Source organism: Paraburkholderia sp. DD10 (assembly GCF_049177125.1).
GTDB classification, from domain to species: Bacteria; Pseudomonadota; Gammaproteobacteria; order Burkholderiales; family Burkholderiaceae; genus Paraburkholderia; species Paraburkholderia terricola.
The window spans coordinates 1486474-1512757 of record NZ_CP185393.1; the positions used below are offsets into that span (position 1 = coordinate 1486474).

Here is a 26284-nt window from a genome sequence, read left to right on the forward strand (position 1 = left end):
GTGCTCCAGGTCGTGGAGCACGCGCATCGGTGTCGAAAGATTCTTGCGGAGCATTGAGCGGCAGCAGCGGTACGACGTAGCCGCCGCGTTGAGCGCTTACGCCGTGGCGGACGCACGCAGGCGATTGACAAGCTGGTTATCCTTGCCCTGCACCCGCGGAGTCAACGCGATGTTGAACTCGATTTCCCCGTACGCGTCGGCCTTCATGCCTAGCGCCGTGCCGCCGGTCTTTTCCACCACATGCGGAATCAGATCCTCGCGGGTGGCGTAGGCGAAGTCGTCCCAAATCAGCGGGTCGCCCTCGATGTTGATTTGAGTCGTCAGCTTGCGGTACTTGTCCGTGGTGACGAAGAAGTGCACGTGCGCCGGACGGTTGCCATGACGAGCCAGCGCATTCAACAGTTGCTGGGTCGCGCCATGCGGCGGGCAACCATAGCCGACCGGCATGAGCGTACGGAATTCGTACTTGCCGTCGACACCCGTGCTGACCGCACCGCGCAGATTGAACTCGCTCTGCGCGCCGGTCGGGTCGAAGTGCGAATAGAAGCCTTTTGAATTGGCGTGCCAGCATTCGACCACCGCTCCCGCGACGGGCTTGCCGTCCGCGCCGGTGACAGTGCCGCGGATAACCAGCGGGCCCGCATCCTGATCCGGGTCGATGTCGATCTTCGAGATGCCGTCGCGCACGGGCGCACCGGCGACATACAGTGGACCTTCGATGGTACGCGGCGTGCCGCCGATGATTTCAGCCGCCTTATCCGCTGCGTCCATGCGAATGTCGAGATATTTTTCCAGACCGAGGCCAGCAGCAAGCAGCGCCGCTTCGCCGTCCTGGCCGAGTTTGTTGAAGTAGTGGACGCCGGCCCAGATTTCATCGGGCGTCATGTCGAGGTCGTCAATGGCCCTGAACAGGTCGCCCAGCAGGCGCTCGACAATCTGCTTTGCACGCGCATTGCCGTCCTGACTTCCGAGGTTGGCGGCGGCCTTCAGCAGGTCCTGCACTTCCTTCGTATCGAATACCTTGACGCTCATGTCTGCTCCTGAATCCCTATTTTCTGGTCGGGGTAAACCCCTTGTTCGGCGCCTGCTCGAATATGCCTGAGAGGTATAATCGGCGCTGAAACCGGGTGTAAATGCAGAATAGTGGACGTTGGAATACCCAGTCCAACACTGATTTAGTATCGGTCTATATCCGTGGGGTATTGAAATGGAACTGCGGCATCTTCGCTATTTCGTCGCCGTGGCCGAGGAACGCAATTTCACGCGCGCGGCACAGCGGCTGAACATGGCCCAACCGCCTTTGAGCCGTCAGATCCAGCAGCTCGAAGAGATTCTCGAAGTGCAGCTATTCCAGCGCGACTCGCGTCCGCTGAAGCTCACCGAGACGGGCAAGTTCTTCTACGCTCATGCCGTGCAGTTGCTGGCCCAAACGTCCGAACTCGAATCGATGACGCGGCGCGTGGGCAACATCGAGCGCAGTCTCTCCGTCGGTTTCGTGGGTTCGACGTTGTACGGGATGCTGCCAAAAATCATCCGGCGTTTCCGCGATGAGAACACGACCGTCGAACTCAGCCTCCATGAGATGTCGACGATGGATCAGATCCGAGCGCTGAAGGACGGTCGGATCGACGTCGGGTTCGGCCGTATCCGGCACGAGGACGCACACATCCGCCGGGTGATTCTGCGCGAGGAGAAGATGATCGTTGCCCTACCCGAGGGGCACTCGCTGTCGCTAGCCAAGCCCGTCCTTGCGCTCGGCGACCTGGTCAACGAGACCTTGATTATTTTCCCCAAGGCGCCGCGCCCCAGTTATGCGGACCAGGTGCTCTCGGCATTCGAGGACCGCGGCCTCAAGCCTCGCCGGATATATGAAGTACGAGAGTTGCAGATCGCGCTGGGCCTCGTGGCAGCGGGGGAAGGAATTTCTGTCGTTCCGAGCAGCGTGTACGGTTTGAAGCGGGACGATGTGAGCTACAAGGAACTCGACGACCCGACGCTGGTTTCGCCGATCATCATGAGCATGCGTGCGCTCGACGAGTCGCGGGACATTCGGGAAATGCTTGAACTCATCTATCGGCTGTACGAGGAGGAGCAGATCGACCACGCACCTCGCAACGATCCTGAGCGGTGATATTCGCCATACCCACTGGGTATGGCACTAGACGTCAACGGTGTTGGACATCGGGTAATTGGGCACGCAATACTTCAGCAAGCCCTCCACTCCAACATTCCAGGTATGAACGCTCAAATCACCTCCGTCGAAGCGATTGTGGTTGATCTTCCAACCATTCGCGCGCATCAGCTAGCCATGGCGACGATGCAGCAACAAACCCTGGTGATCGTCCGTCTGCGCTCGAGCGATGGCATCGAGGGTCTTGGCGAAGCCACGACGATCGGCGGTCTGTCGTACGGCGACGAGAGTCCCGAAGGCATCAAGCTGACCATCGATACTTATCTCGCACCTGCAATCGTTGGGCAAGACGCGACCAACATCAACGGCGCGATGCTCAAGCTGAACAAGATTGCGCGCGGAAACCGGTTTGCCAAGTGCGCCATTGAAACGGCTTTGCTGGACGCTCAGGGCAAGCGCCTGGGCGTGCCGGTTTCAACGCTTCTTGGCGGCGCGGTCCGCAAGACGCTTCCGGTCCTGTGGACGCTCGCAAGCGGCGATACCCAACGCGACATCGATGAAGCGGAAACGCTGCTTGCGGAACGTCGCCACCATACTTTCAAGCTGAAGATCGGCCGGCGCAGCGTTCGTGATGACGTCGCGCACGTGTCGAGAATCAAGGCCGCGCTCGGCGACCGTGCCAAGGTCACCGTCGACGTGAATCAGGCCTGGAACGAGGTTGACGCGGCGCTGGGAATCGAAGCGCTCGAGGCCGCCGGCATCGACCTCATCGAGCAACCCACGCCGCGAGAGCAACGCGCAGCGCTCGCGAGACTCGCATCGCGTTTCATCGTGCCCATCATGGCCGACGAAGCAGTAACCGGCCCGGAGGACGCCCTCGAACTCGTGCGCGGTGGATGTGCGGACGTGTTTGCATTGAAGATCGCGAAGTCCGGCGGAATTTACGGAATGATGCGTACCGCCGCCATTGCGGATGCCGCTGGCGTGTCGCTGTACGGCGGCACGATGCTCGAGGGCAGCATTGGCTCGATAGCTTCGGCGCATGGATTCAGCGCTCTTGCGCAGCTTGCGTGGGGTACCGAGTTGTTCGGACCGCTGCTGTTGAAAGACGATATCGTTACTGCGCGACCGCAATATCGGGACTTCGATCTTCACATGCCAGAGGGTCCCGGGCTCGGCCTCCACATCGATGAAGACAAGCTCGCCTTCTACCGTCGCGACAAAGGAATCTGAGCACGCGCCGTTCAACCTAGAAGCCATTACTCCGACCGTCTCTTGTCAGTCCGGCTGGCTGGCTGGAACGTCGCATTTCGGGAAGGGAATCATGCTTTACCTCGTCAGGATGGACGTACATCTGCCGCACGACATGCCCGCTGCTCAGGCCGATGAAATCAAGGCTCGTGAGAAGGCTTACTCGCAAGAACTGCAACGGCAAGGAAAGTGGCGGCAACTGCATCGCGTGGTGGGTGAGTATGCGAACTACAGCGTCTTCGATGTTGAATCACATGACGAACTTCACGCTATTCTTTCGGGTCTGCCGCTGTTTCCGTTTATGACGATGAAGGTGACTGCGCTTGCTCATCATCCGTCGTCTATTTGTTGATACGCTACGGTGCTGGAACTCATGTCGATGCAACATGATTTCGAACTCCGGGCCTACTAAGTCCGGCATGTTCAAAAGCGCTTCATGGGTGAATCCACCTTCATTTCTCGAAAGCACGGCATCAAGCGTTTCAAAAAAACTCTCCTCCCCTCGTACCACTCTGCACGAAGGCATTCTGGTTCTAAAAGAACGTGCAGAAGCTTCTCCAGGCCACTAACTTCTTCGCGATACGCGCTGGAACCGCTTTGCTACGCCTGCGGGTCAAGGCGGGTCTCGATATAAGCAATTCCCGCACACCCAAAAAGTCCGCGATGATTATTTCTATTGCGGTTTCAAACCGAAGATTTCTGCAAAGACATTGCACAGCACCGCTTCGGCCGAAGCGGTCGGCAGTTCGTTGGGCATGGTCATGTTGAAGTAGAGGATGCCGTCCATCAACGCGATGGCGGCGAGCGCGTAGTCGGTGCAAGGACCTGGCGATTGCATATTGACGCGTTTGCGCACATGTTCGATGAAGGACGCGACCATATCGCGCTTTTCCAGGCACAGGGCGTTCATGCGTTGCCGGAATTTCGCGTCACGCATGGCGTGCAGACGCGCCTCTGCCCAGATGATGTAGTTGCCCTCGTCACGATAACGCTGTGCGTATAACAAGGTGAGCTGCTTTTGCAGCCCGTCGCTGCGCGGGTCTGCATCCAGCAGCTTGCGCAAGTTTTCCTGCACGTTCTGATGATCGCGCCGGAGCAGTTCGAGGAACAGGTCGTTCTTGCTGTCGAAGTTCGAATAGAACGCGCCGCGGGTGTAGCCGGCGTGGGCGGCGATGTCCTCCACGCTGGTCGCAGCGAGCCCTTTTCCCGCAATGCGCAGGGCCGCTGCGTCGAGCAGGCGCGAGCGAGTCTGTTCGCGGGCTTCATCCCGGCTTAATCGTTGACGTGGCATGCGGCAAGGTATCGAGTCATTGCGTTATCAGCCCGGTGCGGCGCCTGGCGCGGACGGAACGATGCGTTCCGTCGCGCGACGGCAAGCAACAGCGGGCACCTTTCGACAGACGGGCGAAACAGAGCCCCCGGCAACGGCCATCGAACCACGGAGACGGCGAAATTTCATGCCCTCTCCTGGCGCTACAGGCGCGTACGGTTGCTACCTGATTGCGACTGCTTCCAGGTCGCCGGCTTGCCAACCTCCCCCGAGTGCCTTGAAGGCAGCGACCGCTGCACGTGCTGATTCGGTTTGCGCCTGCGCGCGCTCATCCGACGCACGGAGCAGGTTTTCGTCGGCCTGCAGGACTTCGATCAGACTGACGACACCTTTTTGATAGGCCGCAAACGAGGCCGCTCGCGCGCGGCCGAGCGAGTCCACTCCCTGGGTGAGCACGGCAGCCTGTTCCTCGCGCTTGACCAGGGCCGAGAAGGCGTTCTCCACGTCCTCGGTTGCATGTAGTGCAGCAAGCCGATACGCAGCCAGCATCTCGGCCTCCTGGCCCTTGGCCTGATCGATCTGCGCATTGATCCGGCCGAAGTCGAACAGACGCCAGCGCAGCCCCAGCACGCCGGCCGCCTGGTTGGCGCCGCTTGAAAACAGATTGCCGCTGGCCACTGATGTCGCGCTGCCGATCAGGCCACTGAGCGAGAGCTTGGGGTAGTACTCGGCGATGGCGACGCCAATGCGCGCATTCGATGCGGCGAGGCGCCGCTCAGCCACGATCAGGTCGGGCCGGCGCCTGAGCAGTTCACCCGGCGATCCGGTGGCCGCCATCCGCGGGGCGGCCGGGATGTCGCCAGCTTCGACCAGCTCTGCGCGATGCGTGCCGGGCTGCGCACCCAGCATCACGTCCAGTGCGTTCATCGCCGCGTCCAGGCCCGTCTCGAGAACGGGGACGGAGGCCCGGACCTGGGCAAGCGCTCCCTCGGCTTGCCTCACCTGAAGCTCGGCCGCCAGGCCCTTGCCATACAGAAGGTTGATCGTCGAGAGCAGATCCTGCTGGGTCTGCACCTGCCGCCGGGCAACGTCCAGACGGGCTTGCAAGCCACGGATGCTGATGTAGGTGTCGGCGGTCTGTGCCGCCACAGCCAGGCGCGTGGCCGCCGCGCCCGCTTCCGAAGCCTGGTACTCGCCGAGCGCCGCTTCCCGTCCACGACGCAGCCCTCCGAACACATCCAGTTCCCAGCTCGCGCCAAGATTGGCTTCGTAAGCGTTGCCGTAGCGGTCGAAGCCCGGCGTCGAGTTCAAGACCCGCCCCAGCGGCGTTTCAACGGATTGGTAGGCTCGGGCGGCCTGGCCGCTGAGATTGCCGGAAGGCAGCAACGCGGCATTCGCCGCCCCAAGTCCCGCCCGCGCTTGCGCGACGCGAGCGGATGCCTGCACGAGATCGAGATTCTGCTCCAGCGCCAGCGCGACGAATCGTGTCAGTTGCGGATCGCTGAACCCCGTCCACCATGTCACGAGGTCGGCGCTGGCCGTCGCCTGCCGCTGCTCGAGCGCGGCCTGGCCCAGGAACCGCTCGGGCATGGGTACGTTTGGCCGGGTGTAATCCGGACCGACGGCGCAGCCTGCCGAGAGGCTGGCGACGATGAGCATGGCAAGGGTGCGTTTTGGCAGCATGGGTTTCTTCCGGCGAAGAGAACAAGTGATTGTGACTATAATACACATTAGTCACTTGTTGTCGATTCCTGAGAGCGGCGGTAAGCTGCGAACCATGAAAAGTGCAATCACCTATCCCGTTTCCGCCCGCGGCCCCGCCGACCACGACGTGCGCGATCAGATCGTGGCGGCGGCCACCGAGCACTTCAGCCGCTTTGGCTACGAGAAGACAACCGTCTCCGACCTTGCCAAGGCCATCGGCTTTTCGAAGGCCTACATCTACAAGTTCTTCGAGTCCAAGCAGGCGATTGGCGAAATGATCTGCGCGAACTGTCTGCGCGAGATCGAAAGCGAGGTCAAAGCGGCCGTTGACGAGGCCGATCGGCCACCGGAGAAGCTGCGGCGCATGTTCAAGTCGATCGTCGAGGCCAGCCTTCGCCTGTTCTCGCAGGACCGCAAGCTTTACGAGATTGCCGCGTCGGCAGCCACGGAGCACTGGCAGGCGACGCTCGCCTATGAAGAGCGCATCCAGAAGCTGCTGCAGGACATCCTGAAGGAAGGCCGGCAGAGCGGGGACTTCGAGCGCAAGACGCCGCTCGACGAGACCGCGATGGCGATCTACCTGGTCATGCGCCCCTACCTCAACCCGCTCATCCTGCAACACAGCTTCGATTACACGGTGGAGGCGCCGGCGCAGTTGGCAAGCCTGGTGCTCCGCAGCCTGTCACCCTGAAGCAAAGCTTTGAGTGACTGTTGACTATATTAGTCACTAGAACCATAATGAAAGCCGTCATCACTTCGTCGATGGGACTTTCATGCTCTCGCGTCGCCTCGCCACCTGCACCGTCGTGTGTTCCTTGCCATTTGCGCTAGTCGCTTGCGGCGCAAAAGCACCCTCCGATCCGCGCACCGAGGCGCCGATGGTGCGTGTCGCCATTGTCCAGAGCGCGACGCCAGCGTCGCGTTCGTTCACGGGAACCGTAGCTGCCCGGGTGCAGAGCGACCTCGGGTTTCGCGTCGCTGGCAAGGTGCTCGAGCGGCTTGTGGATACGGGACAAGCCGTCAAGCGCGGCCAGCCGCTCATGCGCATCGACCCCGCCGATCTGAAGCTCGCTGCGCTGGCGCAGCAGGAGGCGGTTGCGGCCGCGCGAGCGCGGGCCCAGCAGACGGCGGAGGATGAAGCCCGCTACCGCGACCTGCGCGGCACCGGCGCGATCTCGGCTTCGGCCTACGCCCAGGTCAAGGCGGCGGCGGACGCGGCCAAAGCCCAGCTCAGCGCAGCCGCGGCCCAGGCCGACGTCGCCCGGAATGCGAGCCGCTATGCGGAGCTCGTAGCCGATGGCGATGGCGTCGTCATGGAAACGCTGGTCGAGCCCGGCCAGGTCGTCAACGCGGGGCAGATCGTGGTGCGCCTCGCCCACGCCGGGCGACGTGAGGCCGTTATCCAGTTGCCCGAAACCCTGCGCCCCGCGGCCGGTTCGATCGCGCAAGCCACGCTGTTCGGCAAGGAAGGCGTCAGCGTTCCGGCCACGCTGCGGCAGCTCTCGGATGTGGCGGATCGCCTGACCCGCACGTTCGAGGCGCGGTATGTGCTGGACGGAGAACTCGCCAATGCACCGTTGGGCACTACGGTCACGATCCGGATTCCGGATGGACATGCCTCCGCGCAAGGCGGCTTGCAGGTGCCGATCGGCGCCCTGTCCGACGCGGGCAAGGGACCGGGGGTGTGGGTCATCAACGGCGAGCCGGCAAAGGTTGCCTGGCGGCCGGTTGCGATCCAGCATCTGGACGACGATGGCGCACGCGTCGCCGGCCAGCTCAGCCAGGGCGACCGGGTCGTCGCGCTCGGCGCGCATCTGCTGCGCGACGGCGAGCAGGTCCGGGTGGCAGGCCAAGCCGCCGCCGCTACGACCGAGGGAGCCCGTCCGTGAGCGAAGGCCGTTTCAACCTGTCGGCGCTCGCCGTACGCGAGCGCTCCATCACCCTGTTCCTCATCTGCCTGATCTCGCTCGCGGGGCTCGTCTCGTTCTTCAAACTGGGCCGGGCGGAAGATCCCGCCTTCACGGTCAAGGTGATGACCATCGTCACCGCCTGGCCTGGGGCCACCGCGCAGGAAATGCAGGATCAGGTCGCCGAAAAGATCGAAAAGCGCATGCAGGAGCTGCGCTGGTATGAACGCACGGAAACCTACACGAGACCTGGCCTCGCCTTCACGACCTTGACGTTGCTCGACAGTACACCGCCTTCGGAAGTGCAGGAGCAGTTCTATCAGGCCCGCAAGAAGGTCGGCGACGAGGCGGCCAATCTTCCGCCAGGCGTCATCGGACCGATGGTCAATGACGAATACGCGGACGTCACTTTTGCGCTGTTTGCGCTCAAGGCCAAGGGCGAACCGCAGCGCCTGCTGGTACGCGACGCCGAGACGCTGCGCCAGCGGTTGCTGCACGTGCCCGGCGTGAAGAAGGTGAACATCATTGGCGAGCAGGCGGAGCGGATCTATGTCGAGTTTTCGCATGACCGTCTCGCAACGCTGGGCGTCAGCCCGCAGGACGTGTTTGCCGCGCTCAACGGTCAGAATGTGCTGACGCCGGCCGGCTCCGTGGAGACCAGGGCCCTGAGGTACTGGTTCGCGTGGACGGTGCCTTCGACGAAATGCAGAAGATCCGCGACACGCCGGTGGTGGCGCAGGGTCGCACGCTGAAGCTGTCGGACATTGCCACCGTCGAGCGGGGCTATGAAGATCCGGCGACGTTCATGATCCGTAACGGCGGCGAACCTGCGCTGCTGCTGGGCATTGTCATGCGCGACGGCTGGAACGGGCTTGATCTCGGCAAGGCGCTCGACAGCGAGGTCGGGGCGATCAACGCCGAACTGCCGCTGGGCATGGGCCTGACCAAGGTCACGGACCAGGCGGTCAACATCAGCTCGGCGGTCGATGAGTTCATGGTCAAGTTCTTCGCCGCCCTGCTGGTGGTCATGCTGGTCAGCTTCGTGAGCATGGGCTGGCGCGTGGGCCTCGTGGTCGCCGCGGCCGTGCCGCTGACACTGGCGGTGGTCTTCGTGGTGATGGCCGCGACCGGAAAGAACTTCGACCGCATCACCCTGGGGTCGTTGATCCTGGCGCTGGGCCTGCTGGTGGACGACGCCATCATCGCCATCGAAATGATGGTGATAAAGATGGAAGAGGGTTACAGCCGACTCGCTGCCTCCGCCTACGCCTGGAGCCATACCGCTGCACCCATGCTGTCGGGCACGCTGGTCACGGCGGTCGGCTTCATGCCCAATGGCTTCGCCCGATCCACCGCCGGCGAATACACCAGCAACATGTTCTGGATCGTCGGCATCGCACTGATCGCGTCGTGGGTGGTCGCGGTGGTTTTCACGCCGTACCTGGGCGTCAAGATGCTGCCCGACTTCAAGAAGGTCAAAGGCGGGCACGGCGCGATCTACGACACGCCGCGCTATAACCGCTTCCGTCGACTGCTGAGGGGCGTCATCGGGCGCAAATGGCTGGTCGCCGGTTCGGTGGTGGCCCTCTTTGTCGCCGCCATACTCGGTATGTCGGTGGTCAAGAAGCAGTTCTTCCCGATCTCCGACCGTCCCGAAGTACTGGTCGAGGTGCAGATGCCCTATGGCACCTCCATCGCCCAGACCAGCGCCGCCACGGCGAAGGTGGAAGCCTGGCTGGCCGGACAGAAGGAAGCCCGGATCGTCACCGCCTACGTCGGCCAGGGCGCGCCGCGCTTCTATCTGGCGATGGGACCGGAACTGCCCGATCCGTCGTTTGCCAAGATCGTGGTACGCACGGACAGCCAGGATGAGCGCGACGCATTGAAGCAGCGACTACGCCAGGCGATCGCCGACGGTCTCGCGTCCGAGGCGCGCGTACGCGTCACACAACTCGTATTCGGCCCGTATTCGCCGTTCCCGGTCGCCTATCGGGTCACGGGTCCGGACCCGGACAAGCTACGCGGTATCGCAGCCAGGGTTCAACAGGTGATGGAGTCCAGTCCGATGATGCGGACGGTCAACGCCGACTGGGGCACGCGCACGCCCACGCTGCACTTCACCTTGCAGCAGGACCGATTGCAGGCGGTGGGACTGAGCTCCAGCGCGGTCGCGCAACAACTGCAATTCCTTCTGACCGGCGCCCCCGTCACGACCGTGCGCGAGGACATCCGAACGGTGCAGGTCATGGCGCGTTCCGCCGGCGACGTCCGTCTCGATCCGGCCAGGATCGGCGACTTTACGCTGGCTGGCGCCAACGGCCAGCGCATCCCGCTGTCACAGGTCGGCAAGGTCGAGGTCCGCATGGAGGAGCCGATCATGCGCCGGCGCGACCGGATGCCGACGATCACCGTGCGGGGCGATATCGCCGATGGCTTGCAGCCGCCGGATGTATCGACGGCGCTCACGAAGCAGCTTCAGCCGATCATGGACAAGCTGCCGGGCGGCTACCGCATCGAGGAGGCGGGTTCCATCGAGGAATCGGGCAAGGCGACGGTCGCCATGCTGCCGCTCTTCCCCATCATGCTGGCGATCACTCTGCTTATCATCATCTTCCAGGTGCGCTCGATTTCCGCGATGGTCATGGTGTTCCTGACCAGTCCATTGGGACTGATCGGCGTGGTGCCCACCCTGATTCTTTTCCGGCAACCCTTCGGCATCAATGCGCTGGTCGGCCTCATTGCGCTATCGGGAATCCTGATGCGCAACACGTTGATACTGATCGGTCAGATCCACCAGAACGAACAGGCGGGCCTGGGTCCGTTCGACGCACTCGTTGAAGCAACCGTGCAGCGTGCCAGGCCGGTGATCCTGACCGCGCTGGCGGCGATCCTGGCATTCATCCCGCTGACCCATTCCGTGTTCTGGGGAACCCTCGCTTACACGCTGATCGGCGGCACTTTCGCCGGGACGATCCTGACCCTCGTGTTCCTGCCGGCCATGTATTCCATCTGGTTCAAGATCAGGCCCGGCAATACGGCCGGTCGGAAAGAACGGCAGGATCAGGCACAGCCTGCGGAACAGATGCTGGAGGATCCGGCTGCCGCTTCGAGATAAGAACCGCTCATGCCATGCATGCTGTGTCGCGAAAATCGGTGGTCTGGGGCATCTGCGTGACATCCGCCTTCCGACTCCGAAACGTCATGACGTGAGGACAATCGCGCTCTCAAAAGGGTCAAGTGATGCGAGCGTTCCGAGTCATCCTTCACGGACGAAGCGGGCAAAAGGACGGACCGACCTCAATGCACCGCGTTTTCAGGCTGCGCACGGCGACAGGCACGAGTCGATAGATTGTCTGCTAGATGAACTCGAAGTCGGACGCCGGCACTCCAATTTCGGGCAGACGGTCCCTTGCTGTCCGCACTACCGCTTCGGCCAGCCGACGGACGGCGAACGAGCGACTTTTCCCGACCGGATAAAGAAATCCATAATCAAGCGGAATCTTCACCGAAAGTCGCTTCATCGCGAGGCCGCTCGCTCCACTCGAAAGCGCGACGAACGGGTCGGCCAGAGCGACGCCGAGACCTTGCGCCGCTAGTTCGCAGGCAATGAGTCCGTTGGTCGCCTCGAAGCGGATGTCGGGCTTCCTCTTTTCCTCGCGAAACATCCGGTCCAGACTCTGGCGCAACAACGACCTGGAATGCGTCGCCACCAGTGCCGTGTCGTACAGATGCTTTGGCTGAATGACCTTCAGCCTGGTCAGGGGATGCGTCGCGGCCATGACCACGACCACGGATGTCCGCAAAAATGGTTCGGACTCGACCGCCGGGCTGTCCAGGGGAAGTATCCCAACGCCAATGTCGAACTGCTCCTGCGTAATCCACGTTTCGATATCGAGCCGCACGCGAGACGCAACCTCGGCTGTCAGGTTCGGTATCTCCCGCGCCACCGACGACAACGCTGGCGCGACCAACGCTTTTGTCACGTGCGGGGCCGTGAGGATGCGCACGTGGTCAGAAGAACCGGAGCGAATCTGCTCCGCCGAGCGACTGAGCGACTGCAGTTCGCCCATGACCCGGTCCACTTCCTTGTAGAACCGCCATCCCTCCGGTGTTGCGCGCAGCCTTTTTCCGGAGCGGCTGAAAAGCGCGAAGCCGAGCGATTCCTCGAGCGACGTCAGCAGCCTGCCCACCTGGGGCTGCGTTCGACCCAGCCGGTCTGCAGCCAGCGTCACCGACCCGCACTCGATGAACGCCCTGAAGGCTTCCAGTTCCTTCACGTTGAGCACGCGGCTCTCCTTAAACTATTTTCGCATGACCACAATTGTTTTTCGCATTTGACGCATATTAGCCGACCTCGTTTAATGACATCAAGCGCGCAGAGACCAGTGCCGTGCGACACGTCGGAAGCTCTTTCTTCCTGGAGAAGGCCGGGTTTCCGCTTTGGAATTTCTTTCGGACCCGGCGCACCCGGAGATTCGAGCAGTACCTGGAGATGAGGCATGTCCAACGTCGCAGCGCGACTCGAGCGTTTACCATTCTGCGGCTTTCACAAAAAGCTGCTTTTCATGGGAGGACTCGGCTATACCTTTGATGCGATGGACTCGTCATCAATGGCGTTCGTTCTTCCTGCCATTAGCAAGGCATGGTCGCTATCGTCCTTCCAGACCGGGCTGATTGCCAGCAGTACGTACACGGGCTTCTTCTTCGGCGCGCTGCTGGCGGGGCTGTGTGGTGACCTGCTCGGCAGACGGTTTGTGATGATGACCGCGCTCGTCATCTTCTGCGTTGCGTCGCTAATAAGTTCGCAGGTGGATCACTGGCAGGCGTTCTACGCGATCCGGATTTTTGCGGGCTTCGGTGCTGGCGCCGAAAGCGCTATCGTTGCGCCGTTTCTTTCCGAATTCGTCGCCCGCAAGTATCGCGGCGCGTTCACCGGGGCGCTCGCCGGATTTTTTGCCATTGGATATGTCATTTCGGCAATTCTGGGCAACCTGATAATCCCTCACATGGAGAATGGCTGGCGCGTGGTCGTTGTCATTACCTCGCTGCCTATCTTCATTCTGCTGTGGTGGCGCCGCGCGCTTCCCGAATCGCCCCGGTGGCTCGAGAGCCGCGGTCGGCTCCAGGAAGCGAACGCCACTCTCGACAGGATTGAGGCGCAGGTGCTGAAAGAGGGGCGCTCGTTCGAGCCGGTGCCCGAATCCATCCTCAAGCCGGCAGCCCCCACGGTCCAGGCATCGTTCTTTGGCAACCTCGCAGCAATCTGGTCCAGGAAGCTTCGGCGCACGACCGCAATGTCGTGGACGATGTGGTTTGCCATCGCCTTCAGTTACTACGCTTTCTTCACCTGGATTCCCAGCCTGCTGGTCCAGCACGGCATGACGATTACCAGAAGCTTCGGATTCTCGCTGCTGATGTATATCGCCCAGATTCCGGGCTACCTGTCGGCCGCATATCTCAACGAACGCTTTGGCAGACAGGCCACGATTGCGGGGTACATGGTCCTCGGCGGCGTCTCTGCCGTTGGGATGGCATTTGCCAACGCCCCCTGGCAGATTGCCTGCGCGGGTATCTGTCTATCGTTCTTTATGAACGGCACGTTCGGCGGTATCTATGCCTACACGCCGGAGATTTTCCCGACCTATCTTCGGGCAACCGGCGTGGGTACGTCATCGTCTTTCGGGCGCATTGGCGCCATCATCTCACCCATCATGGTCGGGATGATGTATCCGGTACTCGGATTCGCCGGCGTGTTCGGTGTCACGACCTGCGTACTGCTCGTTGGAGCGCTAACCGTGCTGGTGTTCGGTGTTCCAACGCGAGGCCTGGCACTTGAAGAAATCTCCCACGGGGATGGCACTCCGGCACCGGGCGGGTCGCTCGCAGACGTGCGCCGAGGCGACGCATGACGCCGGAAAAACTACTCGCGGAACTGGCGGGTATTGCGTCGGCTCACGCATGCGTCGAACAACCGCGCGCCACCCTGCAAGCGCTTGACAGCGCGGTGAACAGCCTCGTTGGCCGGAAGCTTCTGACAGTCCTGACAGTCAACGAACGACGCGGCACGGTCACGCGGGCATTCAGCAATATGGGCGACAGATATCCGGTCGGAGGGCACAAGTCCATCGCGCAGGCGCCTCGACTGCGTGCTGTCCTTGGCACCGGTGAGCCGTTCGTTGGCAGGTCGAGGGACGACATTCTCGCGAACTATCCCGACGCGGACACCATCTTCGCCGCAGGGTGCGGAAGCATCCTGAATTTCCCGGTACGTTGGCGGCAACAGGTCGTAGCGACCGTGAACCTTCTCCATGACGAAGGATTCTACGACGACCATCACGTCGACCTGGTCCGTTGCCTGGCTCATGCCGCTCTTCCGGCGTTGCTGCTTGACACACCCAACTGTCCGGACAACATCAATAACACTCGCACCTTCTAACAGGGAACCGATATGTCTGACCGCGACGACAAGGGCACCGCATGGGTTGTGCCGCCGAGCCAGTATCTGGCGTCACGCCCTGAGATATTCGACCTTCCGGCTGCGCCGCTGTCGCAATACATCACGATGCGTGACGGCTGCCGGCTGGCAGCGGACATCTATGTGCCACAAGGCGAACACGCTGCAGAACGATTCCCCGCCCTCCTTATCTTTACGCCTTACTACCGGCGATTCGCGACTCATGGCGATGTCGCGGAAGCTGCGCCCGCCGCAGCCCGATACCGTGACTTCTTTGTTCCGCGAGGCTATGTCGTGGTCGTGGTCGACGTCCGTGGCACAGGCGCCAGTTTTGGTACGCGCGATGCCCTGCGCTCCCCAACTGAGCGGGATGACTACAGAGAGGTCGCGGAATGGGCGATTGGGCAGCAGTGGTCCGATGGGGTGCTCGGCTCGACTGGCATCTCGTACGTCGGCGCTGCTGCCTGTTTCCTGGCAAGTACCGGTCATCCGGCCGTGAAGGCGATTGCGCCGCTATTCGCTGTGTCCGACATTTATAGTGAGCAGCTCTATCCAGGTGGTCTGCTCTCGAAGGTCTGGACCGGCGCCTATGACCGCCTGATGCTTGCCATGGACCACGACCGGCGCGACCTGCTTGGCGCATTTTCGTACTACGCAGACCCCGGCCTGCGAGGGCCACATCCCGTGGACGTGGATATTGACCGGTCCCTGCTCGCTGCGGCGATTGGCGAGCATTCGAACAATTTCAGTCTGCACGATGCGGCGGCTGAATTTACGTTCCGCGACGAGGGAATGCTGCACGACCCATTATTCAATCTTGCCGTCTGCAGCCCGTATCACTACCTCGACCAGGTGCCGCAGGATGTTCCCATCTACTCGGTATCGGGATGGTTCGATGGCGCCGGATACAGCAATGGAGCGATTACCCGGTTTCTGACCAGACACAACACGCGTGACAGGCTTCTGCTTGGAGCGTGGGACCACGGAGCCCGGACGAACGTCTCCCCGTGGCGTGAGGAGGCCGCGCCTCAATACAACCTGCTGGCCGAATTGCTTCGCTTCTTCGATGAACATCTCGCCGGCAGGGATACGGGTCTCAGCCGGGAAGCGCCTGTGCACTACTTCAACATCCACGCAGAGAAGTGGGAAAGCGCTCCAACCTGGCCGCCAACTGAACACACAATCACGCTTTTCCCGACCGCGGGCAGACTTCTCACCAGCGCGCCGGCCGAAGAGAGCGTCGACACCTATCAGGTCGACTTCTCGACAACCACGGGCACAAATACCCGCTACGAGCGCCTGGGCGCGGCGGGCATTGTCGACTACTACCCGGACTGGGGTGAGCACTGCTCGCGGATGTTGAACTACGATACCGCCGTGCTCGACGAGCCTCTGTCCATGATTGGGCACGTCGTAGCGAAGCTGAGAATGGCTATCAATGAAGGCGATGCTTCCATATTCGTGTATCTCTCCGAGGTCGCCGGGGACGGTTCGGTTTACTACATCACCGAAGGCATGCTGAGAGCGATTCACAGAAAGGTCGCTCCCGCGCCAGCGAATTACCTCACGACGTGGCCGTTCCGGACATATCACCGTCGGGACTCCACGCCGGTCGAAAAGAACGTGGTCGACGACTACGTCGTGCCGTTACTGCCTGTTGCGTGGACACTGGCGAAAGGTAGTCGTTTGCGCGTCTCCGTGGCGGGAGCTGACGCCGGCCATTTCGTGCAGACGCCGTACGGCCGGCCACCTCGATTCAGACTCATCACAGGCTCGGGCGGAACGTCAATCGAGGTTTCGACAAAAGCAGAGTGACTGTCCAAGATTTCGTCCGCCCCCCGCAATTCATTGCGGTAGTTGACCCTTACATCCGCGGGTATAACACCAAGAGGATCAAGGTCTCGCCTGACTCACTCGGCCAGCTCGAATACCGGGAGAGTCTCGGAATTGCGGCACAAAATCAGTTCAGGATTTTTGCCGCACCCCATCAATCGCCGCGCCCGGTGTCGGGATACGCTGCAAGACTCCATATCGATAGGACAAGGATGGCGATTGGCGAAATATTCGAGAAACACAGCCGTTTGACAGGCTTGTTCACGATCTCGCCGGTTTCTGGAGCGACCCGGTGCACCCGCATTACGTTTGTTGCGATGTCCACTCACCCACGATCGTATGCGTCATGATGGATCCTCCGGCTGAGTAGGCCAATGGTCACCGATTTCTATTCGGTAGCCATCGCTGGCCACCGATGTACCGCTGACGCTGCATGTAGCGATGGTGGGGGCGTTCATATCATTCACTTTGCTCTTGGGATGTGGCCTTTAAGCGCGGCCGGCGATGGTGGTCAAGGAATATTGCGGGCGATGTGTGCCGACGGCATCGGGTGGCACGCGGTCAGGAGCGGACCTCTCGAATGTGCTCTTCGGTCGCCATCCAAACGTCAGGGACCTATCCGTAATTTCGTGGGCGAGGCATATCATGAAGGATCAAAGTCATGGATATGCCGATGAAGAAGAAACGCACCGTCGCTTCGCAGGCAGCGGCCCGAGGGCCGCTGCCTGCCCTGCCTGAAGCGCTGCTCGATGAACTGGTCAAGGGGCCGATGACGCCCGCCGAGGTCCAGGACCTGATGCTCGCGTTCAACAAGGCGCTCATCGAGCGCGCGATGGGCGCCGAGATGAACATGCATCTGGGCTACCGGCCCGGTCAGCCCAAACCCTCCGAGCAGACCAACGAACGCAATGGCGCCAGCGGCAAGACGGTGATCACCGAGCGCGGCCCGCTCAGGGTCGATCTGCCGCGCGATCGCGAGGGGAGTTTCGAGCCGCTGCTGATTCCCAAACACGAGCGCCGTTTCACGGGCTTCGACGAACGCATCATCGCGATGTACGCGCGGGGCATGAGCGTGCGCGAAATCCAGGCGTTCCTGGCCGAGAGCTATGGCACCGGGGTCTCCCCCGACTTCATCAGTTCGGTCACTGACGAGGTGATGGCCGAGACGCTCGCCTGGCAGAGCCGCCCGCTCGAGGCGATGTATCCGGTGGTGTTCTTCGACGCGCTGCGCGTGAAGATCCGCGACGACGGCGTGGTGAGCAACAAGGCCGTCTATCTGGCGCTGGGCATCCAGGCCGATGGCCAGCGCGACGTGCTCGGCCTGTGGATCGAACAGACCGAGGGCGCGAAGTTCTGGCTCAAGGTGTTCAATGAACTGAAGACGCGCGGCTGCCAGGACATCCTGATCGCGGTGGTCGACGGCCTGAAGGGCCTGGCCGGGGCGATCGGCACGGCGTACCCGCGCACGACCGTGCAGACCTGCATCGTGCACCTGATCCGCAACAGTCTGGAGTACGCGAGCTACAAGGACCGCAAGAGCGTCGCCGCGGCGCTGCGTCCGATCTATGCAGCCGCGAGCGAACCGGCCGCCCTGCAGGCCCTGGAGGCCTTCGCCGAAGGCCCATGGGGAGCGAAGTACCCGACGATCGTGCAGTCGTGGCGACGAGCGTGGGAGAACGTCACGCCGTTCTTCGTGTTTCCCCCCGAGATACGCCGGGTCGTGTACACCACAAACGCCATTGAGAGTCTGAACATGCAGCTGCGCAAGATCATCAAGACCCGCGGCCACTTCCCCAACGACGAGGCCGCCATCAAGCTGCTCTGGCTGGCGCTGCGCAACGTGCTGGCAAAATCAGTACGGGCGGCATTCGACTGGTCATCCGCCATGAACCAGTTTGCTATCCTGTTTGGTGAGCGATTCACCAACGCACGCGGGTAACTCCGCCCATCGCCTCGCACACAAAAATGCGGACAGGTTCAACGTCAGATTTACAACTCTCTTTGGACGGTCCTGCCTTCGCTACTCGTAAACACCATCGGTAGCCTCCAAAACTTCCCAGGTGCCAGACAGTGAGATACGCTTTCGCCTGCGACAGCATGCCCATCTATAGATATCGGGGATTACTATGAAAACAGTCCGCGTGAGCAGCGCCCACAACAAAGACTTACGTGAAGGCCTCATATTCTTCTCTGAGCGGATGCGCGAGCTCCTAGCTCACTCCACTGACGATTCTTTCAAGATATCGGCGTTAAACACGCTGGGCCGCGCGCGAGAATTGGAGCGACTGCTCCGGCACACTTACGCAACGACTCAGAAACCACAAGCTCTTAATCCACTCCTAGAGGAGCTTGCTGACAGCATCAGAAACGACTACGTTATCCAGGCGATGCACAACAAAAACGTATTGCTTCGCATGATCGAGGAAGTCAAGGAGGCTATTTCTGAAAATAAACCACGTTTGATACTTGAAGCCGCCGACTCTTTGGCTGGTGCAATTGGCTTGTTATCCGACTATATAACGTCTGCTCAAGAACTTTTGCTGAATTCAATTCTTTCACACAAAGAAAAGAAAAAAATCTCGGCTGTGAGCGATAGTCTTGTTGTCCAACTCCAGACGCTTGGCTATAGTCGAGAATACATACGACATATATCAAAGAACTGCCTTGCGGCAAAACTTTCGATGCAAGATGCCATCGATGCCAAGACGGTTGTATTGGAGTTTTTTTCAAAATTTACTGGCGATCAGAAAAAATATATAGGTATAACTCGATGCAAATTGAATCTACCAAAAGAGACGGAGCGATCTGGTCGGCTGGAGTTCATTAAAGAGCCGACTGGCTTTAACAAACTTTCTTTGCTCGAGCTCGCTGATAGCGTATCTCAGCAGCTAGGTGGCTTTGATATGTATGCGCTGCGCACCAACATCGAGGCCCGCGATGCTTTTAGTGCTCGCGAAAGATTTTTTGTGTCGATTAATGCAAACAACTCTATCTACCAATTTTTAAATCACTCTCCCGTAGCGCATTTCGGGCAAGATTGCCTCATTAACAGGCCGGTGAAATACCTCATGTAGCGGTCATCCGGGACGCAGGCGTAAACGTTGAACTGATGTCATCAATGAGAGCGAGATGGAACGGATGCGTGGGCCAGATGGTTTTACCGAGTCAATGTTCACGGTGTTGAAGCTGGACGATTTTGTGCCGAAGGACCATCCCTTGCGTCCGATTCGCATCTGGCTCAATGGCGCGCTTAAACGCATGGACGATGTGTTCGCGCGGATGTACGAGGCTGACGCGAAAGGAGGTCGGCCGAGCATCGCGCCGGAGAAGCTGGTGCGAGCTCTTTTGCTGCAGGTTCTGTATTCGATTCGTAGCGAGCGCATGCTGGTGGAACAGATTTCCTACAACATGCTGTTCCGCTGGTTCGTCGGCCTGCCGATGGACGGGACCGTGTGGGACCACTCGACGTTCAGCAAGAACCGCGACCGGTTGCTCGAACACGATGTGCTGGTGTTGCTGTTCAACGAGACAGTCGAGACCGCGCGCGAGCGCGGATATCTTTCTGGGGAGCACTTTAGCGTCGACGGCACGTTGATTCAGGCATGGGCCGGGCATAAGAGCTTCGTGCCGAAGGCAAGTCCAGACGAAGACGACACGCCTCCTGACGAACCGCCAGCGCCGAATGACAACTGGCACGGACAGAAACGCAGTAACGAGACGCACCAATCCACGACGGACGAGCAGGCACGCCTGTTTCGCAAGAGCAAAGGAACCGGAGCGATGCTCTGTTATATGGGCCACGTGCTGACAGACAACCGGCATGGCCTGGTGGTCAACGCGCAGGTGACGCTGGCGACGGGCACCGCCGAGCGCGACGCGGCCGAGCTGATGCTTGCCGATGCCGCAAGTGTTGCGCCGCTCGGCATCACAGTCGGCGCGGACAAGAACTACGACACCGCCGGTTTCGTGGCCAGTTGTCGAGCGAACCGTGTGACGCCGCATGTGGCGCAAAACGATGGGCGTCCAGGAGGTTCAGCAATTGACGAGCGAACTACGCGCTGGCCGGGCTACGCGGTCAGCCAGCAAAAACGTAAACGCATTGAACAGGTGTTCGGATGGGGCAAGACAGTCGGGCGAATTCGACAAGCGATGTATCGGGGACTTGAACGCGTAGACCAGCTCTTCGTGCTGACGCAGGTCGGCTACAACCTGACGCGTATGCGCACACTTGCCGGTTGAGGGGCTGGAAGCAATGGATAACACCGATATGGTGAACCCCCGAGTAACGCCGAATGCCCGCAATCGTGTTCCGCGTTTCAAAAGTGCAAACCCAGCATCCGTCGTAATGCATCTGAGCGCATCAACGACGGATATTTCAACGGCCTGTTAAAGATTTAGATTCTGGAAAAGAGTTACGGATTAAACGCCCGACCAATGTTATGCTACGCGGCCAGACTCTCCAAACTCTTACGATTACCGACGAAATTAAAACTAAGGATCTGATTTCTGCCATCGGAAATTTATCAGAGTCCTCAAGAAAATCATTGATTTCCGCGCTTCGGTTTCATAAGGAGGCGTTAGATTCAAGTTCTCTGGAGAACCAGCTGATCGATTTATGGGCAGCATTGGAGGGCTTCGTACCTCAGCCTATTGACGAAAGCCCCAGAATTGGCTCGGTGCTCGATCATATTTTGCCGCCCCAGATATTGGTATATGTGGAAAAAAAATTCAGGTATGTTGCGATGGGCGTCAAAAATGCCGGCGCGCAAGCCATTGCCATTGTAAATAGCCTCCCGTGCGGCGACGTCTTTGAGAAAAATGTCGTGGCGCTTATCGTATGCCCTGAGTTTTCAGATAAGCTCGATGAGCTTTTAAAGCTGCCATCCGTTTCTCCATTGCTGCGATATAGAATGTTTTCTCTGTTCGAAAATTTTTCAACACGCGGAAAGGTGAAGGACGAGCTTCTTAGACACCGAAAAAGGTTGGAGTGGCAAATACGGCGGATATATATCACCCGGAACACGCTAATGCATAGTGCAACGGCGCATGGCGATCTCGATGTTTTGGTTGAGAATTTGCATTCTTACTTAGATATACTTCTAAATTCCGTTACGCGCATGACAAGCGCAATGGGAAGGAAAACAACGATTAACGCCACATTAAAAGCATTGTCCGCATCCGAAAAGACATATCTAAAATCTCTCGATTACGAAAAGGACGAGGCGTTAACACCAAATAATTTCGCCTGTGTTTTCTTTGCAGACGCAAATCCGCTTTTGAATGTCGTTTGATCGTGAATTTTATCGACTTATTTTCAAACACAACTTCTCGGTGTTGAGACCCGCGGCATCGTTCTAGGCGCAGCCGCGGTTGGGGTCGCGACTGGTTACGTAACGTGGGGCATCACTTTTCGCTGGCGCAGGTCTCTCGCTTTTTGGTGGAGATCTAGTTGGCTCCCCTTGGGAATAGGGAGACTGGGATCAAATTAACTCACGGTGCCGGCTGTATTCGGTCGGCACCGAACTTGCCATAGGGTCATTACTCGTCTCGTCGTCCGTTGCCCAGCGAGAGCCGCCCTTCGACTCTCGCGGCTCCCAAAGGCCGGAGAGGGTCGGCTACAGGCTGTCACGTCATACCGTCACCAGCGGCCGCGCCATGACAATCCTCGCGAATTCAGAAACAACCGTGGACGCCACAAAGAAGAATCAAACGCCTTTCAGCGCGGCGCGCACAAACGGGACGAACCGTGACGTAACAGGATTCTTTTGCGCATCCGCCCACACAAGCCCTACGCGCCATTTCGCGTGTCTTCCGCGAAGCTGTAGGACTGTAGCGTCCCGAAGCAGATGTTGCGCACGCGAGGGAACGAACGCGACGCCAACGCCAGCAGCGACAGATGCCAGGACAGACTGCACATCATCAGCCTGTTGCGTCACGTTCGGTACAAAGCCCTGTTCGCGGCACCAGGCGTCGACTTGAGCCGCGAGTCCGGGCCCACGCGCACGCCGCAAGGCCAGGAAACCCATTTCATTCAGCTTGCCAAAGTCGGACGGAAGACGCACGCGCTCAAGGCCTGGGGGTAACGCCAGCGCCAATGTCTCGTCGATCACGCGAAGAGACGAGAGCCCTTCGACCGAGGGCATCCGCATAAAGCCCACATCCAGCTTCCCCGCCAAAAGGCGTCGGGTTTGCTCAGCGGAAGACAGGTCGCTCAACGCGACGGCAATGCCCGGATACTGCTGGCGGAAGTCGGCAATGATCTGCGGCGCGATCATCAGCACGGACAGGCAAATGCCGATCCGCAAATGCCCACGTCTGCCGCTGCCCGCCTCTCGCGCACGCGCGAGAATCTCGTCCGCGTCGCAGACGAGCGCTTGCGCATCGGGCAGGAAAATTTCCCCGAACCGCGTTAGCTCCGCGCCATGCCGCCCCCTTTCGAACAGCTTCGCGCCCAGGCTCGCCTCCAGCGCGCCAACCTGTTTGCTCAACGCCGGCTGACTCAAATGAAGAGCCTCCGCCGCGCGTCCGAAATGACGCAACTCGACGACCGACAAAAACGTTCGCAGCAGTTTGAGTTCCATTCCGTACTGTTATCGCATCGATCAAATCATTCATTTTACTAATCGATGATCGAGTCGTTCAATACGGGATTAAATCTTTCCACATGCGATGACTCATGGCCCCGACAAACCGTAAGCGTCATCTACATCGGCTGCCGCGCACAGATGTCCCAGTTGACGACCGCGCCTGCAATCCCGATCCTACGCAGGATCTCCTGGCGGGTCGGGAGCGCCGCCCTCATCGCCCTCGTTTCGCCGGCGTACTCTCGGCAGACGATGGCCACGTTCAGGCGGGCGCCATCGCCGTGAGCTTCGCCGTCGTCTCCCGCAAACGATGGCCGCGCTGAACCAGGCCGTTCCCCGAGGCCGCGATTCATGATGGCCTTCTTCCGGACACGGTGTTCATCGTGAAGGCGCTGAGGACGATCGGTTTCTTCTTCGACACGTTGCCTTTGCGGCCACGCGAGCATTGCGTGAAGGAGGTGTTGATTCCGTGCTCGATGCGATGTGCCAACGCCGAGGTCCGCGATGCTCAGTCGGCCGCCGGAATCCATGCAGCGGTGGCCGCGTCGCTGGCGCGGAATGCCGGAAACTTCTGGCCGAGTTCGGCGATCGTCCTGATGTTGTTCTTCAGCAGATCGTCGCGCGTGATCAACGCCGGCTTGACGACGATCCGGTGCTCGGGCTCCTGCCCCGCCAGCAACAGCGCGGCGGCGCGCACCGACACCGCGCCGACCACCACCGGGTTGGTCGCCGCGGTCGCGACCCATGCGCTGTTCGGCGCGCGAATCGCCTCGATGTCGGACGTCGAAATGTCGGCGCTGTAGATGCGCAGCTTCGACGCGAGGTTCGCCTCGTCCGCGGCGAGCTTCGCGCCGCGCGCGAATTCGTCGTAAGGCGCGAACACCACGCGAATCTCGGGATGCGCGCGATAAGCGGCCGCGGCCTGATTGGCGACGGACTGCGCGATCGGATTGTCGACCGTGCCCCAGCGCGCCTTTTCCTGAACCTTCGGATGCGCGGCCTTGAAGTCGCGCCACACCGCATCGCGCCGGTCGAGCGGCGCAAAACCGGCGACATAGACGTAGCCGGCCGAGAACGCGTCGCCGTTGTCTTTCACCGCCTGGTCGAGCAGCAGCGCCGCGAGGTCGTGATCGCTCTGCTCGATCTGGGGCACCTTCGGATTGCCGAGGTCGACATCGAACGCGACGACCTTGATGCCCTTGTCGAGCGCGCGTTGCACGACGTCCTTCAGCGATTCGGGCAAGCCGTGATTGACGATGATCGCCGACACGCCGAGGCTGATCGCCTGCTGGATCTGCTCGCGTTGCTCCGCCGCGTCCTGGCGGCCTTCGTAGATGCGCAGATCGATGCCGAGCGCCTTCGCCTGCTTCTGCGCGCCGGCCTCGTAGGCCTGGAAGAAATCGCCGGTGGACAGATAGTTGACGAGCGCGACTTTCACGCCGCCCTTGTCGAACGGCGCCGGCGCGCCCTTGAGCGGCGCGGCGTGCGCGGCGGCGCCTGCCAGCATCGTGGCGGCCGTGGCGACGACGACGGCAAGCGCGCGCGCCTTCAGGCTCGTCTCGAACTTGCGACGCGGAAATGATTTCATCAGCGATCTCCAGACCGGAAAAGGACAGCGTAGTGATGGATAGGTTTTATCCGGCATGTGCCGGTGTGTGGGCCGGCGCATCGGCCTGCCCATTGGCACTCGCCTGATTCAGCGCTTGATTCAGCGCCTGACTCCGATAAGCCGTGCCCGGATGCGGCTCGGCGAGCCGCGGGCCGCGCCCGTGCAGCTTCTCGCGCAACGAGCCCGCCGCGTAGTCGGTTTTATAAACGCCGCGCCGTTGCAGTTCGGGCACGACGAGGTCGACGAAATCACTGAAGCTCTCGTGCGTCAGCGCATACGCGAGGTTGAAGCCGTCGACGTCGGTTTCCTCGACCCACGACTGCAACTCGTCGGCGATCTCCTGCGGGCTGCCGACCGACAGCGGCCCCAGGCCGCCAATGCCGCCCCACTTCGCGATCTCGCGCACGGTCCACACGCGCGTCGGATCGGCGCTCGACAGCGCCTCCACCGCCGATTGCACCGCATTGCTCTCGACATAGCGCAGCGGCTCGTCGAGGTCGTATTTCGACAGGTCGATGCCGGTCCATCCCGACATCAGCGCGAGCGCGCCCTCGTCGCTCGTATAGCGGCGATAGTCGGCGTGCTTCGCGTGCGCCTCGGCCGACGTGTTGCCGGTGATCACCGTGTGCAGATTGAAGATCAGCACGTCGTGCGGATCGCGTCCGAACGACTTCACACGCGCGCGGATGTCGGCGACGAAATGCTTCAGGATCGTGCGCGACGGCGCGGCGATAAAAATGCACTCGGCGTGCTGCGCGGCAAAATCCTTGCCGCGCTTCGAGGCGCCCGCCTGGTACAACACCGGCGTGCGCTGCGGCGACGGCTCGCAGAGGTGAATGCCCGGCACGTCGAAATAGGGGCCGCGGTGGTTGATCGGGTGGACCCTGGACGGCTCGGTGAACACGCGCCGCCCGGCGTCGCGCACCACCGCATCGTCTTCCCACGACGCTTCCCAGAGCTTGTAGCAAACCTCGAGATATTCCTCGGCGAGCGAATAGCGCTCGTCGTGATTCACCTGGGCGGGCAAGCCGACATTGCGCGCCGCGCTATCCAGATACGACGTGACGATGTTCCAGCCAACCCGGCCGTTGGTCAGATGATCGAGCGTCGACATGCGCCGCGCGAACGGATACGGATGTTCGTACGACAGCGAGCAGGTCAGGCCGAAGCCGAGATGCTCGGTCACGTTCGCCATCGCCGACACCAGCAGAATCGGATCGTTGACGGGCACCTGCGCGGCCTGGCGGATCGCGGCCTCGCCGTTGCCGTTGAAGACGTCGTAAATACCCAGCACGTCGGCGATGAACAGGCCGTCGAACTTGCCGCGCTCGAGCAGCTTCGCGAGGTCGGTCCAGTAGTCGATCTGCTTGTAACGCCACGATGCATCGCGTGGATGCGCCCATAAGCCCGGCGACTGATGCCCCACGCAGTTCATGTCGAAAGCGTTGAGGCGGATTTCTCTAGCCATGTTCGGATTCAGTGGAAGATGACGACGGCGCGCCGGCACAGCCGGCCGCGAGCGATAGCGCGAAGCACGGTCA

Annotated in this window: 19 protein-coding genes and 1 pseudogene; 13 read left to right on the plus strand and 7 right to left on the minus strand. The window is 60.7% G+C overall.

Annotation, left to right across the window (positions count from 1 at the left end; genetic code table 11):
* Window positions 1–96 precede the first annotated feature (96 nt).
* The gene (catA, locus tag ACOCG7_RS22075; RefSeq protein ID WP_244744962.1) at window positions 97–1032 is read right to left on the minus strand and encodes a catechol 1,2-dioxygenase; all 936 of its coding nucleotides are present in this window, start codon (window positions 1030–1032) and stop codon (window positions 97–99) included.
* Between the two features lie 175 nt (window positions 1033–1207).
* On the opposite strand from catA, the gene ACOCG7_RS22080 reads away from it, so the two are divergent.
* From ACOCG7_RS22080 to catC, 3 genes are all read left to right on the plus strand, one after another.
* Window positions 1208–2131, plus strand: coding sequence for a LysR family transcriptional regulator (locus ACOCG7_RS22080; protein WP_073428038.1), 924 nt, complete (start codon window positions 1208–1210; stop codon window positions 2129–2131).
* Window positions 2132–2236: 105 nt separating this feature from the next.
* Complete coding sequence (locus tag ACOCG7_RS22085; protein ID WP_083083812.1) at window positions 2237–3364, plus strand: muconate/chloromuconate family cycloisomerase; 1128 nt, start codon at window positions 2237–2239, stop codon at window positions 3362–3364.
* A gap of 91 nt (window positions 3365–3455) precedes the next feature.
* A complete protein-coding gene (gene catC, locus ACOCG7_RS22090; protein WP_073428036.1) occupies window positions 3456–3734 on the plus strand; it encodes a muconolactone Delta-isomerase in 279 nt (92 codons plus the stop codon).
* Between the two features lie 321 nt (window positions 3735–4055).
* Here the strand turns inward: catC and ACOCG7_RS22095 are convergent, their stop codons facing one another.
* A complete protein-coding gene (locus ACOCG7_RS22095) occupies window positions 4056–4673 on the minus strand; it encodes a TetR/AcrR family transcriptional regulator (protein WP_083083813.1) in 618 nt (205 codons plus the stop codon).
* A 201-nt stretch (window positions 4674–4874) separates the two neighbouring features.
* Entirely contained in the window at window positions 4875–6335 is a 1461-nt protein-coding gene (locus ACOCG7_RS22100; RefSeq protein ID WP_244744961.1) for an efflux transporter outer membrane subunit, read from the minus strand.
* A gap of 94 nt (window positions 6336–6429) precedes the next feature.
* Here ACOCG7_RS22100 and ACOCG7_RS22105 point away from each other — a divergent pair, with 94 nt between their 5' ends.
* The 3 genes and pseudogenes from ACOCG7_RS22105 (at window position 6430) to ACOCG7_RS22115 (ending at window position 11378) form a co-directional block, all read left to right on the plus strand.
* Entirely contained in the window at window positions 6430–7047 is a 618-nt protein-coding gene (locus ACOCG7_RS22105; protein ID WP_073428033.1) for a TetR/AcrR family transcriptional regulator, read from the plus strand.
* Between the two features lie 82 nt (window positions 7048–7129).
* Window positions 7130–8245 (plus strand): efflux RND transporter periplasmic adaptor subunit, encoded by a 1116-nt coding sequence (locus tag ACOCG7_RS22110; protein ID WP_083083815.1) that lies wholly within the window; start codon window positions 7130–7132, stop codon window positions 8243–8245.
* Window positions 8242–11378, plus strand: a pseudogene (locus tag ACOCG7_RS22115) (efflux RND transporter permease subunit). Before ACOCG7_RS22110 ends, ACOCG7_RS22115 begins: the two are co-directional and overlap by 4 nt.
* Before the next feature lie 241 nt (window positions 11379–11619).
* Here ACOCG7_RS22115 and ACOCG7_RS22120 read toward each other — a convergent pair.
* On the minus strand, window positions 11620–12549 hold the full coding sequence (locus tag ACOCG7_RS22120; protein ID WP_083083817.1) for a LysR family transcriptional regulator: 930 nt from the start codon (window positions 12547–12549) through the stop codon (window positions 11620–11622).
* Between the two features lie 213 nt (window positions 12550–12762).
* Here ACOCG7_RS22120 and ACOCG7_RS22125 point away from each other — a divergent pair, with 213 nt between their 5' ends.
* From ACOCG7_RS22125 to ACOCG7_RS22155, 7 genes are all read left to right on the plus strand, one after another.
* Entirely contained in the window at window positions 12763–14172 is a 1410-nt protein-coding gene (locus tag ACOCG7_RS22125; protein WP_083083818.1) for an MFS transporter, read from the plus strand.
* Window positions 14169–14699: a GAF domain-containing protein gene (locus ACOCG7_RS22130; RefSeq protein WP_083083819.1), complete on the plus strand. Its 531-nt coding sequence runs from the start codon at window positions 14169–14171 to the stop codon at window positions 14697–14699. Before ACOCG7_RS22125 ends, ACOCG7_RS22130 begins: the two co-directional genes overlap by 4 nt.
* A 12-nt stretch (window positions 14700–14711) precedes the next feature.
* Window positions 14712–16532, plus strand: a complete 1821-nt coding sequence (locus ACOCG7_RS22135; RefSeq protein ID WP_083083820.1) for a CocE/NonD family hydrolase — start codon at window positions 14712–14714, stop codon at window positions 16530–16532.
* Window positions 16533–17217: 685 nt separating this feature from the next.
* Entirely contained in the window at window positions 17218–18489 is a 1272-nt protein-coding gene (locus tag ACOCG7_RS22140; RefSeq protein WP_412534878.1) for an IS256 family transposase, read from the plus strand.
* 187 nt (window positions 18490–18676) lie between these two features.
* Complete coding sequence (locus tag ACOCG7_RS22145; protein WP_227470744.1) at window positions 18677–19624, plus strand: hypothetical protein; 948 nt, start codon at window positions 18677–18679, stop codon at window positions 19622–19624.
* Window positions 19625–19688: 64 nt separating this feature from the next.
* On the plus strand, window positions 19689–20789 hold the full coding sequence (locus ACOCG7_RS22150) for an IS5 family transposase (protein ID WP_073432307.1): 1101 nt from the start codon (window positions 19689–19691) through the stop codon (window positions 20787–20789).
* A 200-nt stretch (window positions 20790–20989) separates the two neighbouring features.
* Window positions 20990–21841 (plus strand): hypothetical protein, encoded by an 852-nt coding sequence (locus tag ACOCG7_RS22155; protein WP_083083823.1) that lies wholly within the window; start codon window positions 20990–20992, stop codon window positions 21839–21841.
* Between the two features lie 414 nt (window positions 21842–22255).
* Here ACOCG7_RS22155 and ACOCG7_RS22160 read toward each other — a convergent pair whose 3' ends face one another.
* The 3 genes from ACOCG7_RS22160 to ACOCG7_RS22170 form a co-directional block, all read right to left on the minus strand.
* On the minus strand, window positions 22256–23131 hold the full coding sequence (locus tag ACOCG7_RS22160) for a LysR family transcriptional regulator (protein WP_083083824.1): 876 nt from the start codon (window positions 23129–23131) through the stop codon (window positions 22256–22258).
* A gap of 511 nt (window positions 23132–23642) precedes the next feature.
* A complete protein-coding gene (locus tag ACOCG7_RS22165; protein ID WP_083083826.1) occupies window positions 23643–24722 on the minus strand; it encodes a substrate-binding domain-containing protein in 1080 nt (359 codons plus the stop codon).
* Window positions 24723–24768: 46 nt separating this feature from the next.
* Window positions 24769–26211, minus strand: coding sequence for an LLM class flavin-dependent oxidoreductase (locus ACOCG7_RS22170; protein ID WP_227470746.1), 1443 nt, complete (start codon window positions 26209–26211; stop codon window positions 24769–24771).
* Window positions 26212–26284 lie beyond the last annotated feature (73 nt).